The sequence below is a fragment of the Moraxella sp. ZY200743 genome (genome assembly GCF_050885545.1).
Classification (GTDB): Bacteria; Pseudomonadota; Gammaproteobacteria; order Pseudomonadales; family Moraxellaceae; genus Moraxella; species Moraxella haemolytica.
Map to the genome: position 1 here is coordinate 1,395,547 of NZ_CP091313.1, position 14,340 is coordinate 1,409,886.

The following is a 14,340-nucleotide window of genomic DNA, read 5'->3' on the forward strand; positions in this document are numbered from 1 at the left end:
CACCAAATTCATCAATTGGTCGGATTTTATTCACTTATTCAAAAACCTTTTGATATTTGGCACCTTGAACTCAATAACGGTTTTTGGATATTCTTTTGGCTTATTTTACCGATTACAAATGTTCTTTTTTGGCAAATCAGTCATTGCTTATCAAGTGATGTTTGGTGGTATTTTTATTTGAACTCAGCTTGCCTTGATTTTACACTCAGCAACTCACTGAGCCACCCTGACAATCTCATTTGCCCTTTTTTCTGCCAACGCTTTTGCTTTTTCACGCACCATCGCTTCAATTTCATCAACCAATCTGGCGGTATCAATCAAATGACTTTTGTCGCCATTTTTATAGACCAATGAATTAGGATTTGCCCCCACCACACCAATATCAGCTTCTTTAGCTTCGCCAGGACCATTGACTTTACAACCAATCACTGACACATCCATTGGCTCACGAATGTCTTCTAGTCGTGCCTCCAGCTCAGTCATCACCTTAATGACATTGAATTCTTGACGACTACAACTTGGACAAGCGATAAAATTCACGCCATTTGAACGGATACCTAAAGATTTTAAAATATCAAAACCAATCTTAATCTCTTCTTCTGGCTCTGCCGCCAAAGAAATTCGCATCGTATCGCCAATACCTTCCAATAGCAGTCCACCAAGTGCAATCGCTGACTTAACCGTTCCTGTGCGGTACACGCCTGCTTCGGTTACACCAAGATGCAGTGGACAATCCACCTGCTGACTAATCAAACGATAAGCATCTAGCGTCAAAAAGACATTGCTCGCCTTGACTGAAATTTTATAATCATGAAAATTATGGCGGTCCAAAATATCAATATGCCTCATTGCCGACTCAAGCATCGCCTCACCGGTTGGCTCACCATATTTTTTTTGCAAGTCTTTTTCTAATGAACCTGCGTTAACACCAATTCGGATAGGCAGACCATGATGCTTAGCACAGGCGATGACCTCACGGATTTTGGTTTCATTACCGATATTCCCTGGATTGATTCGCAAACAATCCGCCCCAGCTTCTGCTGCTGCCAAGGCGATTTTATAATCAAAATGAATATCGGCAATGAGTGGCACAGAGACACGCTTTTTGATTTCGCCAAAGGCTTGCACACTTTCCATCGTCGGTGTGGATACACGCATCAGGTCAGCCCCTGCATCCACACACCGCTGAATCTGAGCAACGGTTGCCATCACATCGCAAGTGTCTGTGTTGGTCATAGATTGCACACTAATAGGGGCATCGCCACCAATGGCAACATTGCCAACCATAATTTTACGAGTAAAACGGCGTTTGATGGGGCTATGATGAGTCATGATACTTTCCAACAGTCAATATTGTTATATTATAAGTCTGGCATTAAGCCGATGCTACTTATCCTGAGTTTGTTTATCTTTTTCTATATTTAGGTATAATGCTTGAGTGAGTAAATCCGCATTTAAGCTTCCCGCCTTAACCGCTCGGTTAAATGCCGATACCGCCAAATCCAAATTTGTCTTAGTGGGTAGATTTTCCCATAAGATATTACGAATATAGGCAATGTTTTCAATCGCTGCCAGCCGTCCATCAAAACCAATCTCTCTAGCCGCTCTCTCAAAATGCTTAAGTGCCAATGAATATTCTTGATTACCTGTCAGATACACGCCATAATCATAATGCGTCTGCATATCCTTATCATCAAGCGATAGTGCCTTTTGGTAATAAGTTTTGGCAAGTTTGTTATGCTCATGCTCGTTGGTTGTCTGATACACTCGTGCCAAAGTGCGATAAGCCGCTGCATGGCGATCGCTCGCTTGTATCGCCAGATCCAGCTGTCTTTTGGCATCATCTATTCTACCTAGTTGCAAATACTGCTCGGCAAGCTGCGTATAAGTATGTGCAATTTGGTTTTTAGCAACAACCCTTCCCATGCTTTTTTGCATTGGCTGTGTATGCTGACAAGCGACCATCAGCATGGTCATGAACAAAATGGCAATTTTACCAAATCTGCCTGCCGTGTGATGGCGGATACTTTGTTTCATTCTAACAGCCTTTAAACACTTTAGCAAATCATCTGGATACTTTGGTTTTATCCTGTCGCTTTTCAATACTCTCTTGCCATTTTTTGGCACGGCGAGTGCGATCGGCAACCTGTCCCACCAATTGCCCACACGCTGCATCAATATCATCACCACGAGTCTGACGAATAGTACATACAAAGCCTGCGTTATTCAAAATGTTGCTAAACGCATGAATGCGGTTATTACTAGAACGATCGTAAGGAGCGTGCGGAAATGGATTAAAGGGAATAAGATTAATTTTGCTTGGCAAATCCTTTAGCAGTGCTACCAATTCATAGGCGTGCTGATCGGTATCATTTACGCCTTGCAACATGACATATTCAATGGTTACATGCTTTTTGTGGCGTGGATTTTCATCATAGACATATGCTTTGGCGGCAGCGATCAGCTCAGATAACGGATATTTTTTATTGATGGGTACAAGCTCATTACGCAACGAATCATTTGGGGCATGCAAACTGATGGCAAGTGCCACATCGATGTCTTTGGCAAGTTCATACATTTTTGGAACAACGCCTGATGTTGACAGTGTAACACGACGCTTAGACAAACCAAATGCATGGTCGTCTAGCATAAGCGACATACTGGCTACAACAGGTTCATAGTTAAGCAGCGGCTCTCCCATTCCCATCATGACGACATTAGTTACTCGGTTTTCACGCTCGGTAGGAGCAACATCTTCCATATAAGACTGATTAGCAACCCACAATTGACCGATAATCTCACTTGCTGTTAAGTCTCGCTCAAAACCTTGTTTTCCTGTACTACAAAAAGAACAATCAAGTGCACAGCCCACCTGTGATGAAATACACAAAGTCTTTCGTCCAAATTGCTTGCCGTCTTCTGCAGGAATCAGCACCGTCTCAACAAGCGAACCGCCCGCCACTTCAAACACCCATTTACGAGTGCCGTCATTGCTAAATTCTTTAAATTTTACCTTCGGTGGCACAATGCACGCTACTTCATTCAGCTTTTCTTGTAACTTCTTGGAAATATTAGTCATTTCAAAAAAGTCCACCACCCCAAATTGGTAAATCCACTTCATCACTTGGGTAGCACGAAATGGCTTTTCGCCAAGCAACACAAAAAACTCACCCAATGCCTCTTTGGACATACCAAGCAGATTGATTTTATTGGAAGTGATGTCTAATGAACCATCTTGATGTACAGGGATTTTACTCATGGGCTGTGCTGGCGTCATTGGCTATAAAATAATCATAAAAATGGCACATTATACTAAAATTTTTTAATAAAGTCATGAACTTTCAATATAAACAAATCCCCACCAACCTACTCATGGCAAAGCAGTTTGTAAATACGATTTATAAGCAATCAAAAAAACAGCTTGCCAATCGGCAAGCTGTTTTGTGCAATGTATATCGGCAGATAAACTGCCCAACATTGATTAACGAGTGCGTGGGAAAATCTCATCCACACCAAAGAAGTAAGCGATTTCACGCTCAGCAGAAGCGATACTATCAGAACCGTGAGCAGCATTCTCATCAATACTTACAGCAAAGTCTGCACGGATAGTACCAGCAGCAGCTTCGGCTGGGTTGGTTGCACCTAGAATATCACGATGAGCCAAAACTGCGTTTTCGCCTTCTAGTACAGATACCACCACAGGACCTGAAGTCATGAATGCCACTAAATCATTAAAGAAACCACGCTCTTTATGCTCTGCATAAAACCCCTCTGCTTCTTCACGAGTTAGGTGCTTGTATTTCACAGCAACAGGCTTAAGACCTGCTTTTTCAAAGCGAGCAATGATGTCGCCGATGTGATTTTTACCAACTGCGTCTGGCTTGATGATAGATAAAGTGCGTTCGATTGCCATGATAAACTTCCTTACTATTGATAAAAGGGGAAAGATTTTACGAAAAGTTGTAAAATTTATTGTATTATAGCAAGCAAAATCAGATTTTGCATCTTTTTTATGCAAGTTTATTCGCCCCTTGTATCGGCAATTTATTGACGCCGACCTTATAGGCATGGGTATACCTTTGGCGGGTCTGCGATAAGCCAGTATGACAATATCCTTAAACTCCAGACTTAAAAAGCAAAGCATTTTTTATGAAAATCTGCTAAACTAAGCAGAATTTTTTTATTTGTAGAGAGTTTTTTATGGGCTTTAATTGTGGTATTGTCGGACTGCCTAATGTGGGCAAATCTACGCTGTTTAACGCATTGACCAAAGCAGGCATCGCTGCCGAGAACTTCCCCTTTTGCACCAAGGATCCAAACACAGGCATCGTTCCTGTGCCAGACCCTCGTTTAAAAGAATTATCCAAGATTGTCAACCCCGAAAGAGTTATCCCAACCTCTATGGAGTTTGTGGATATCGCAGGACTTGTGGCAGGTGCTTCTAAAGGCGAAGGTATGGGCAATCAGTTTCTTGCCAATATCCGTGAGACAGACGCCATCGCTCATGTCGTACGGTGCTTTGATGATGACAATGTCATTCATGTGGACGGACGAGTCAATCCCTTATCAGACATTGAAACCATCAACACCGAACTTGCTCTTGCTGACTTAGAAGCGGTAACACGAGCCATCACCAACCTTAGCAAAAAAGCCAAAGGTGGAGACAAGGACGCCCAAGCGATGTTGGCTGTCTTTAACAAAGTTGAGCCACTACTAGCAGATGGTAAACCTGCACGAATGGCAGGGCTTGATGATGATGAAAAGAAACTAATTAGAAGTTATGGACTGATTACCTTAAAACCAGTCATGTATATCGCCAATGTCAGCGAGGACGGCTTTGAAAATAACCCATATCTTGACCAAGTCAAAGAATTTGCCAAATCGGATAATGCAATAGTCGTGCCACTATGCAACCAAATCGAAGCAGAGATTGCCCAACTAGACGAAGACGAAAAGGCAGAGTTCTTAGAAGGCATGGGCATGAGTGAAGCTGGGCTTGACCGTGTGATTCGAGCAGGCTATGAACTACTCAAAATGCAAACCTACTTTACCGCAGGGGTTAAAGAAGTGCGTGCGTGGACAGTACCAATTGGAGCAACTGCACCGCAGGCAGCTGGCGTCATTCACACCGACTTTGAGCGAGGGTTTATTCGTGCTGAAGTCATCAGCTATGCCGACTTTATTGAGTATGGTGGCGAAAAAGGAGCGAGTGCCACTGGTAAGAATCGCTTGGAGGGCAAAACCTATGTTGTCCAAGACGGCGATGTGATGCACTTTCGCTTTAATGTGTAAGCAGGCTTGATGTATTAGTAATGTTATTAAATAAGGGGGGTATTTGGATACACCCCTTATTTAATAGTAGAATCGGCAACAAAAACAACCAGTATCATTGCTAATTTGTCATTGAGAGCTGTTGCCATTTTGGGAAATTTTGTTACAATATAGCTATCGGTGATGAACCATCAATGAGCGATGGCGACCACTTATTTTTAATCAATTAAGGTAAAAACATGAAAAAAATCATTCTACCAACCATGATGCTCGCCCTTGCTCTGACTGCCTGCGAACAAAAACCTGCTGAGCCTGCCACAGACAGTGAAGTTGCTGTAACCGATATCCATGATAAAGACCACTCTGATGATGAGCACGCTCACGATAAACATGCTCATGATGAACATTCTCACGACCATGCAGGTCATGACCACCATCATCACGAAGGCAATCAATTCCAATGTGGCGATCAGACTGTACACATTGTCGTACATGAACACGAAGGAGAGATGGAAGCTCATCTCACTGCTGATGACATCGTCTATGACCTTAATCAAGACGACAAAGACAAAAAACGCTTTAATACCAACGAGGGTATCGAAGGCGACAATAAACCAATGACACTGGTGCTAGACGGCGACAAAGCTCAAATACTAAAAGCAGACAACAGCACACTGCTTGACTGCACCAAAATTCACTCTTAATCGCTGTCATACCGCCAAGCCTACTTACTAGGCTTGGTTTTTTATTGTCTAATGTGTGTGCAGAATGCAATATTCTATGAAATTGATTGAAAATTATCACAATTTTATTCATAATACAGGATTTAAAGGCAGCCATCGCTTTTTATCTAATTTTAATGGATATACCCATGCACCAAGAAAAACCTGCAACCCGAGAGCAAAAAAAACGCCAAACCCGCCAAGCCTTTTTTAACGCTGTATTAGACTTGTGCATGATGGGACAAGGCTATAGTTCCATCAGCTTACGCCAAGTCACCCGTGAGGTAGGTGTAGTACCAACTGCTTTTTATCGTCATTTTGATGACATGGAAAGTTTGGGCAAGGCTTTGGTTGAAGATGAGCTTGGCTCAGCGATGGCACTACTGCGTGAGCATATGCAGCTAGGGAAAAAACGCAGTTTTGAAAGACAGATTGCCAAAAGTGTACAGCTATTCTTTAAGGCAGTAGATGCACAACCTAGATACTGGCAATTCATCGCCAGCGAGCGATTTGGTGGCTCAGAGGCGGTTCGTCATGCCATCAGTGAGCAAATTAAATACTTTGCCAAAATCATGGGCGATGATTTGGCGTTACAGCCTGCCTTTGAACACATCGGCAAAGAAGATCGTTATCTGTTGGCAGAGATTGGTGTTAATTTGTCTTTTTCTTGGATTATTGATTGGCTTGAACTTACCTATACACCAAACCTAGACGAAGATGGTGAACAGACTTCCACCCCCATAAACCTAGAAGAACAAAAAAACATCATGCTCCACCGCTGCACTCGTCAGATGCAAATACTCCTATATGGTGCGTATAATTGGAAATCGCATGAAGAAACGATTATCGGCGATTGATCAACCAATAGCCCGACCGCCGACTACTCTTTTATAGATTTGTACATAAAAATGACCGTGTTGCAACCGAAAATTTTAGGTTCAAAACCGCTTTAATCATCTTAATTTTATGCTAAAATAGTCAATTTTTAGCATAAAATTACCTACCATGCCCTATTTACACCGACCTAAATCCCATCACAATCTCAAGAGCGACCAACTACTTCGTGTCATCTCTATCAATGTTAATGGTCTAAGAGCAGCCGAGAAAAAAGGATTGTTTGACTGGCTAGCACAGTCCGAAGCAGATGTGGTATGTATGCAAGAAACACGCATTACGCACGAACAATGGACGGATAAATTCAAACCAGACGGTTGGTATGCCCACCTATTTCCTGCTGAGCGTGCAGGTTATGCAGGCACCGCCATCTATAGTCGCCTACCTATTATCTCAATTAGTCGTGGGCTTGGCTTTGAGCTGGCAGACTCGCAAGGTCGCTTCATCACAGCAGAGTTTGATTTAGGACTTGATAAACCTGTATTCATCTCATCACTATATTTGCCTTCTGGCTCATCAGGCGATGACGCCCAAGCTCGCAAAGACTTGTTTTTAAATGAATACAAAACCATCTTAAAGAACTGGCGTGATGAGGATAAATCTGTCATCATCTGTGGCGATTACAACATTGTACATAAACGCATTGATATCAAAAACTGGTCTGGCAACCAAAAGGCTTCAGGCTGCCTACCGCACGAACGAGCATGGCTTGATCATATCTATGATAGGCTTGGTTATGTTGATACTTTTCGTGTGGTTCGTAAAGAGTCCGAGGTCTATTCATGGTGGTCAAATCGTGGGCAAGCTCGTGCCAAAAATGTAGGCTGGCGTATTGACTATCAAGCCTGCTCACCAGACTGGAAAGACCGAACGGTTGGTGCGTGGGTATATAAAGACACTTGGTTTTCCGACCATGCTCCTGTAGTGATTGATTATTTGATTGGTTAAGCCAGCCGTACAAATATCTTAAAAAAGACGAATTAAAAGGCGGATTATCACCGCCTTTTATGTTACAACAAACTTAGGTTCTTGGTTATTCTTCAAAACTCACCAATGAGAAAGGCTGAATATCCAAACCTTTTAGTCTGACATCACCACCCAATCCATTGAGCCAAATCACAAAGGCGGCGTGTTGCACTGTACCACCCAGCTTACGAATCAGTTTGGCAGTCGCCTCGACCGTACCACCTGTTGCCAACAAGTCATCAATAATCAAAATACGATCATCACTTGTAATGGCATCAGTGTGAATTTCTAGCTTATCCTCACCGTATTCTAGGGCGTAGGATTGAGCGATGGTCTCTCTAGGTAGCTTATTTGGTTTACGCACCAGTACGAATGGAACCCCCAAAACTAGGGCGATGGGAGCACCAAATATGAAACCACGAGATTCCGTACCAACAATCTTGGTAATCCCCTTATCTTGATACTGTACCACGATGGCATCAATGGTCGCTTTAAACGCAGCAGGATTTTCTAATAGTGAAGTGATATCACGAAAAGTTACACCTGCTTTTGGGTAGTTGGGGATTGATTTGATGGATGATTTAATAAGTTCATTAGTCATGTTTATCGCCTTAATAGTTGCCAAATTGGCTTGTTGATTTTTGATGGTTGGTTAATTGGTTAACTGTAGCACTTTGATGTTATGAAAGCCTTTTTGTTGCAGATGCACGGCTTGTAGTCGGCTCATCACACCACGCTGGCAGTACAAAAGATAAATTTTGCTTTGGTCAAGCTCGCCAAAACTGCTAGATAATCGATAAAATGGCATTCGTATCACACCTGATAGATTCAGCGGATTATCCTCACTCTCATCAGTGGGGCGGATGTCTAGCACTATCTCATCAGACCGTACAGACGACACTGTCTCAATCGCATATTCCTGCTGACTATCATTGGCAATATCTCGAATATCAATAGAGATGGCTGTATCAATGGCACGGTCAAGTACCGAAAAATCAAAATTCGCCTCCGTTGCCAACACCTTATGTTCCACCGCCTTAACGGTTGGGCTTTTTGAGATGACACCACAAAACTCAGGCATGGACTTAGCAATATCTGCCACACCAATTTGTTCAGTCATACTGATGATGTCAGGTTTATTGTGCGTAATCAATGGTCTTAAAATCAGCACCTCACTTGCCTTATCAATCATATGTAGATTGGTTAGCGTCTGACTGGCAACCTGCCCAAGTGCTTCACCTGTTACCAATGCCTCAATGCGATGATGCTTGGCAATGGCACTGGCCACACGCACCATCATGCGTTTTAGCACCACGCCCATTTGACCATCGTTAATCTTGGTCAAAATTTCAGCGACCACAGGCTCAAAGTCCACTGTGATAAAACGCACCTTATGAGAGCTACCATAGCGTTGCCACAGCTGGTACGCCATTTGTTTTGTTCCTATCTCATGTGCCTTGCCACCTAGATTAAAAAACACATAATGAACACGACTGCCACGCTTGGTAAACAGATGGCTTGCTACCGCAGAATCAAAACCGCCAGAGATGAGCGACAATACATCTTCTTGGGTACTAATGGGAAAGCCACCAATCCCTTCATGGCGACTTTTGATGAATAATAACTTGTCATTATCAATTTCAAGTCGCACCACGACATCAGGATTTTTTAACTGCACTTTAGCACTTGCAATGTGCTGATTAAGACCGCCACCCACATATCGCATGACTTCCATTGAGTCAAATTCATGACGACCTCGACGCTTAACACGCACACAAAAAGTCTTATCTTGCAAATCATCGCCAAACTTTGCCAAAGTCTGCAAGAAAATATCATGCAAATCGCTAAATGGTGATTCTTCCACTGTCAAAATGTGATGAATACCCGGAATACGCATGAGTTCATCAAGCAAAACTTCTTGCAAATCGTCATCATCAAAACATACTTCTAAAAAGTCCCAATGGCGAATCACGCGCACACATTCATCATGACGAGTTAAAATATTTTTGATATTTCCTGTCAATACTTTCACAAAACGCTTGCGAATTGAATCGCTCTTCATGATGATTTCAGGAAATAACTTAACGATAAACTTCATACTGTTGTTTAGGCTTGCACAAAAAAGCTATTATTATACACCTTTTTAATAAGAAAAACGCCACAACCCATCAACAAATCTCACTTTTAAGCAAATTATCTAAAAAACTGACCGCAACACACCTTAAATTTTTTACCGCTGCCACACAAACAAGGCTGCTTATTGGTAGGTATAGGCACGGTTAGATCACGAAAATACCACGCACCATCTATCTGCACAAAGGTGGATAGCTCATCATGAGTTTGCTTACCTTGCCCATTATCAAAATAAGCATAAAAATGCACTTGGGCATGGCGTTTACCAACTTTAGGGGTATGGCTGATGATATCAAGACCCAACCAATTCATCTCATTTGCCCACTCCAATAACACCGCTCTGTCTAGCAAGCCTTGCTGATTGGGGGCGGTCGTCTTGATGATATAGTCCACATTTTTTAGATATAATGCTGCATACCGAGATTGCATGAGCTGCTTGGCATCATCAGCAGGTCTGCCGTCATGCAAGGGCTTACAGCACTCATCATACAGCCCACCACCACAAGGACAGTTCATAGACAAATTTTCTCCAAAAGTAACTGCTGTGCGTCATGGATACACTCTGCATGATGTACCTGATTCCACTCGCCACGCCCATCAAGCTCCCACGCCTGCACATTGTCATTGAGATAATTGATTAGCCCATCTTCATAAATGCGTTTAAACAACTTAGCGTTCAAGATAGGAAATGCCACCTCCACACGGTGTAGCAGGTTTCTATCCATCAAATCAGCACTTGCACAAAACAGGCGTTCTTGACCATCACCATCCTTATCATTACCAAAATAATACACTCGGGTATGCTCCAAGAACCTTCCGACCACCGAACGCACCCTAATGTTCTCAGACAAGCCTTTCACTTGGGGACGCAAGCAACAAATAGACCGTACAATCAAATCAATCTCAACACCAGCAGCACTCGCCTCATAGAGTTTATTGATGATTTGGCGTTCTGTGATGGCGTTGCATTTCATAATAATGCGTCCTTTTTTGCCATTTTTAGCATGATGAATCTCATCATCTATCATTTGCATCAGTCCATCATGCAGGGCAAAAGGTGCCTGCAAAATCTGATGCGAAGGCATTGGTCTGCCCATGCCTGTCAGCTGAATAAATACGCCATGCACATCTTCACAAATCTGCTTATTGGCGGTAAACAACCCATAATCAGTATAAGCCTTTGCATTGCCTGCATGATAGTTACCTGTGCCTAGATGAGCGTAACGGCGGATTTTATCTCCCTCACGACGCACAATCAGCATGAGCTTAGCGTGAGTCTTATAGCCAACCACGCCATATACTACCACCGCCCCTGCATCGGTAAGCATATTGGCAACAGCAATGTTACTCGCTTCATCAAAACGGGCTCTTAACTCAATAACAGCTGTAACCTCTTTGCCATTACGGGCAGCAGCGGCCAAGGCTTGAACAATCTCCGAGTTTGTACCCGAACGATAAATCGTCTGCTTGATGGCAAGTACATTTGGATCGTTTGCTGCTTGCCAAAGCAGATTGACCACCGGAACGAACGATTCAAATGGGTGATGCACCAACACATCTTGTTTTTTGATGGTGCTAAACATTGATGTATCATCTTTGGCAACTCGCACCGCCTCCATGCCACGAAATGCCTTAGGAACGGTGTGTACGAACGGTGTGAACTTAAGTTCGGGTTTATCAAAACTTGTCAGCATACGAGTTAAATTTACAGGTCCATTAACTCGATATAATTGATTTTCTTCTAGCTCAAACTCTTGAAGCAAGAATTCATAAATCTCTTTAGGGCAATTGGTTGTCACCTCCAGACGCACTTTATGCCCAAAACGGCGGTTATCTAGTTCGCCTTCTAGTGCCTTCGCCAAGTCTTCAACATCATCAGACAACGCCAAATCAGCATTTCTAGTTAAGCGGAACTGATGACACCCAGTTACTTTCATGCCCAAAAAAAGCTCGCCCACATGTTCATGAATCACGGCAGACAGCATGATGTGATGATCTTTACCACCTGTTAATTCATCTGGCAGACGAATCACACGAGGCAATGAGCGAGGAGCAGGCACGATGGCACGGTTAATATCACGACCAAAGGCATCTTTGCCCTCTAGACTGACAATGAAGTTTAAAGACTTATTAACCACTCTGGGGAATGGGTGTGCAGGGTCAATACTAATTGGGGTTAGTACTGGCAGTACTTGATTGAAAAAATATTCTCGCATCCATGCTTTTTGAGCATCTGTCAGCTCATGACGCTTAAGGTAGCGAATATCAGACTTAGCAAGCTCTGGAAGGATGTCTTCATTTAAGATACGATATTGCTCATCAACTGCACGATGAGCCACCTGACTAATCTCCGCCAAAAGCTCAGATGGCTTGCGACCATCTAAACTGCTTGACTTATCTCCATTATTCATCTTTTGTAGCAGTCCTGCCACACGAATCTCAAAAAACTCATCCATGTTTGATGAAAAAATCGTCAAAAACAACATTCGTTCAAGTAATGGGTGGCGAGGGTTCACCGCCTGAGCCAACACCCTCAACTGAAATCTTAGGGTGGATAAATCACGATTAATATAGCATTCAGGAGCAAACCCACCCACCTCATTGACAAGAGATTGAATCTCGGTAAGCTGTGCAGGCGGGGGAGTCATACCCAATACACTTTGCATTGCTTGCTGTTCGATGCTGTATTCAGCAGATGATGCTTTTGTTTTCATGTTCTATCTTTCACTTTGTTGATCTTAGTGTTTTTATCTGATATGCCAATCTTCATTGACCCATTACAACAATATGATCTTGACTGTATATTGATACGCCCAATTGTGTCATTTTAGGCTAATTAGGCAGTATTGCCGAGTTCATGCGAGCTAGTATGATTCGCTGTTTGCTACGCAGTCGTTTGGCATTGTTGTTTTTTTGAAAGTATTTTGGATTAGGAAGCATACTAATCAGTAGTGCCGCCTGCTCACGACTCAGCTGTTTGGCAGATTTACCATAATAATGCCGTGCCGCCGCTTCAATGCCATAGATGCCATCACCAAACTCCACCACATTCAAATACACCTCCAAAATTCGCCTTTTATCCCAGATACCCTCCATCATCACCACAATGATGGCCTCTTCCGCCTTTCTGATGTATGACCGATGCGATGTCAAAAACAGATTTTTGGCAAGTTGCTGACTGATGGTTGAACCACCGATTGAAATCGCCCCTCGTGCTTCGTTCATCTTGATGGCTCGTTCGATACTCTCAAAGTCAAAACCATGATGTTGGCTAAATCTAGCATCTTCGCTGACGATGGCTGCCTGCTTAACAGACTTAGCGATATTGTCATAATCCACCCAAGTTTGCTGAACACTGCCCCCACCCACACGGTGTGCCATCATAAATGCCGATTCTGTAACAGGCATGAATTTACCTGCACCCAGTAAAACTGCCACCATAGCATGAAAGCCAAGAAAAATAGCAAGAACCAATACAAACGCCCAACGAATGATTTTCTTTAACACCTTATCAGCCTTTTTAAGTTATAATGACAGCTGTGATTTTTACCCACACCATCGTTATTTTACACCATTTTTGACTTTTTTCTGTATGAATTCTTTATGAATAATGACAATTTTATCAAGCAATTAAACCACCTTGCACACAACCGATTTGCCCTAAACAGTGTCAACATCAATGAATATCAACAATTTCGTCAACAGCTACTAGCTCTCTTTGATATTACCAATGTAGATGCCACATGGTATTTACTTGGCACAGACGGCTGTCATCTGTGCGATGATACCCATCGCCTATATCATTATGCCAATCAAGTTAGGGCATTACCGACCTTACAGGTGCTTGACTTAGCAAACATAACCAACCCAAATCATAAAGCATTTGAAGTGTTAGGCATGATGATTCCCATACTGATGACACCCACACGCCTTTTATGCTACCCTTTTGGAGTGATGGACATCGCAAGCCTACCCGTACCATAAGCAATAACAACCCAAACCAACAGCTAACATTCAATCAACAAACAACCTTTTTCTCAAAAAAAAATCATCAATCACTGCCCATTTAAGATTTAAAGACAACCACCAAAACCTAGATTTTCCTAAAACTTTTACAAAAACACCCCCGTTCACCAATTTTATTGATGACTTGGGTGTCAATTAACATATATCGTTAGCAAAAAAAAACTTAGAAATTTTAATACAAAATATTTATTTTTAATCAAAAAGTAAGTACAATAGCAACCGATTGACAACAATCTTACCTTTTCTTTTTTTACTACAAATAATAAAAATTACGCAGTCATCTTTTTATATCAGCCCTTTGTTATCGCTTATTTAGTACTAACAATAC

Annotated in this window: 14 protein-coding genes; 5 read left to right on the plus strand and 9 right to left on the minus strand. The window is 42.4% G+C overall.

Annotated elements, in window-relative coordinates; genetic code table 11:
• Positions 1–213: 213 nt before the first annotated feature.
• The 4 genes from ispG to ndk all read right to left on the minus strand — a co-directional run bounded on the left by ispG (position 214) and on the right by ndk (position 3,913).
• Positions 214–1,332, minus strand: coding sequence for a flavodoxin-dependent (E)-4-hydroxy-3-methylbut-2-enyl-diphosphate synthase (ispG, locus tag L3D27_RS06755; RefSeq protein WP_432480726.1), 1,119 nt, complete (start codon positions 1,330–1,332; stop codon positions 214–216).
• A 54-nt stretch (positions 1,333–1,386) separates the two neighbouring features.
• A complete protein-coding gene (locus L3D27_RS06760; protein ID WP_373628419.1) occupies positions 1,387–2,037 on the minus strand; it encodes a hypothetical protein in 651 nt (216 codons plus the stop codon).
• Positions 2,038–2,065: 28 nt separating this feature from the next.
• Positions 2,066–3,259 (minus strand): 23S rRNA (adenine(2503)-C(2))-methyltransferase RlmN, encoded by a 1,194-nt coding sequence (rlmN, locus tag L3D27_RS06765; protein WP_432480727.1) that lies wholly within the window; start codon positions 3,257–3,259, stop codon positions 2,066–2,068.
• A 222-nt stretch (positions 3,260–3,481) separates the two neighbouring features.
• Positions 3,482–3,913: a nucleoside-diphosphate kinase gene (gene ndk / locus L3D27_RS06770; protein ID WP_373628417.1), complete on the minus strand. Its 432-nt coding sequence runs from the start codon at positions 3,911–3,913 to the stop codon at positions 3,482–3,484.
• Positions 3,914–4,200: 287 nt separating this feature from the next.
• Here ndk and ychF point away from each other — a divergent pair, with 287 nt between their 5' ends.
• From ychF to L3D27_RS06790, 4 genes are all read left to right on the plus strand, one after another.
• Entirely contained in the window at positions 4,201–5,292 is a 1,092-nt protein-coding gene (gene ychF / locus L3D27_RS06775) for a redox-regulated ATPase YchF (RefSeq protein ID WP_432480728.1), read from the plus strand.
• 218 nt (positions 5,293–5,510) lie between these two features.
• Positions 5,511–5,975 carry a hypothetical protein gene (locus L3D27_RS06780; protein WP_432480729.1) on the plus strand — a complete coding sequence of 155 codons (465 nt, stop codon included), beginning with the start codon at positions 5,511–5,513 and terminating at the stop codon, positions 5,973–5,975.
• A gap of 167 nt (positions 5,976–6,142) precedes the next feature.
• Positions 6,143–6,850 (plus strand): TetR family transcriptional regulator, encoded by a 708-nt coding sequence (locus L3D27_RS06785; protein ID WP_432480731.1) that lies wholly within the window; start codon positions 6,143–6,145, stop codon positions 6,848–6,850.
• 148 nt (positions 6,851–6,998) lie between these two features.
• Positions 6,999–7,835, plus strand: a complete 837-nt coding sequence (locus L3D27_RS06790) for an exodeoxyribonuclease III (protein ID WP_432480732.1) — start codon at positions 6,999–7,001, stop codon at positions 7,833–7,835.
• Between the two features lie 85 nt (positions 7,836–7,920).
• On the opposite strand, the gene apt is transcribed toward L3D27_RS06790, so the two are convergent.
• The 5 genes from apt to mtgA all read right to left on the minus strand — a co-directional run bounded on the left by apt (position 7,921) and on the right by mtgA (position 13,493).
• Positions 7,921–8,454, minus strand: a complete 534-nt coding sequence (apt, locus tag L3D27_RS06795; RefSeq protein ID WP_284672994.1) for an adenine phosphoribosyltransferase — start codon at positions 8,452–8,454, stop codon at positions 7,921–7,923.
• Positions 8,455–8,505: 51 nt separating this feature from the next.
• Positions 8,506–9,951: a tRNA uracil 4-sulfurtransferase ThiI gene (gene thiI / locus L3D27_RS06800; RefSeq protein ID WP_432480733.1), complete on the minus strand. Its 1,446-nt coding sequence runs from the start codon at positions 9,949–9,951 to the stop codon at positions 8,506–8,508.
• Positions 9,952–10,046: 95 nt separating this feature from the next.
• On the minus strand, positions 10,047–10,502 hold the full coding sequence (locus tag L3D27_RS06805; RefSeq protein WP_432480734.1) for a YchJ family protein: 456 nt from the start codon (positions 10,500–10,502) through the stop codon (positions 10,047–10,049).
• Positions 10,499–12,634, minus strand: coding sequence for a polyphosphate kinase 1 (gene ppk1 / locus L3D27_RS06810; RefSeq protein WP_432481889.1), 2,136 nt, complete (start codon positions 12,632–12,634; stop codon positions 10,499–10,501). Before ppk1 ends, L3D27_RS06805 begins: the two co-directional genes overlap by 4 nt.
• Before the next feature lie 184 nt (positions 12,635–12,818).
• Positions 12,819–13,493 carry a monofunctional biosynthetic peptidoglycan transglycosylase gene (mtgA, locus tag L3D27_RS06815; protein ID WP_432480735.1) on the minus strand — a complete coding sequence of 225 codons (675 nt, stop codon included), beginning with the start codon at positions 13,491–13,493 and terminating at the stop codon, positions 12,819–12,821.
• A gap of 96 nt (positions 13,494–13,589) precedes the next feature.
• Here mtgA and L3D27_RS06820 point away from each other — a divergent pair, with 96 nt between their 5' ends.
• Entirely contained in the window at positions 13,590–13,970 is a 381-nt protein-coding gene (locus L3D27_RS06820) for a hypothetical protein (RefSeq protein WP_432480736.1), read from the plus strand.
• Positions 13,971–14,340: the final 370 nt, after the last annotated feature.

Coding starts and splice junctions, on each gene's coding strand:
- thiI (WP_432480733.1), bottom strand. CDS start 9,951: ATGAAGTTTATCGTTAAGTTATTTCCTGAAATCATCATGAAGAGCGAT.
- L3D27_RS06785 (WP_432480731.1), top strand. CDS start 6,143: ATGCACCAAGAAAAACCTGCAACCCGAGAGCAAAAAAAACGCCAAACC.
- ppk1 (WP_432481889.1), bottom strand. CDS start 12,634: ATGACTCCCCCGCCTGCACAGCTTACCGAGATTCAATCTCTTGTCAAT.
- L3D27_RS06760 (WP_373628419.1), bottom strand. CDS start 2,037: ATGAAACAAAGTATCCGCCATCACACGGCAGGCAGATTTGGTAAAATT.
- L3D27_RS06790 (WP_432480732.1), top strand. CDS start 6,999: ATGCCCTATTTACACCGACCTAAATCCCATCACAATCTCAAGAGCGAC.
- ndk (WP_373628417.1), bottom strand. CDS start 3,913: ATGGCAATCGAACGCACTTTATCTATCATCAAGCCAGACGCAGTTGGT.
- apt (WP_284672994.1), bottom strand. CDS start 8,454: ATGACTAATGAACTTATTAAATCATCCATCAAATCAATCCCCAACTAC.
- L3D27_RS06805 (WP_432480734.1), bottom strand. CDS start 10,502: ATGAACTGTCCTTGTGGTGGTGGGCTGTATGATGAGTGCTGTAAGCCC.
- L3D27_RS06820 (WP_432480736.1), top strand. CDS start 13,590: ATGAATAATGACAATTTTATCAAGCAATTAAACCACCTTGCACACAAC.
- L3D27_RS06780 (WP_432480729.1), top strand. CDS start 5,511: ATGAAAAAAATCATTCTACCAACCATGATGCTCGCCCTTGCTCTGACT.
- ispG (WP_432480726.1), bottom strand. CDS start 1,332: ATGACTCATCATAGCCCCATCAAACGCCGTTTTACTCGTAAAATTATG.
- rlmN (WP_432480727.1), bottom strand. CDS start 3,259: ATGAGTAAAATCCCTGTACATCAAGATGGTTCATTAGACATCACTTCC.
- ychF (WP_432480728.1), top strand. CDS start 4,201: ATGGGCTTTAATTGTGGTATTGTCGGACTGCCTAATGTGGGCAAATCT.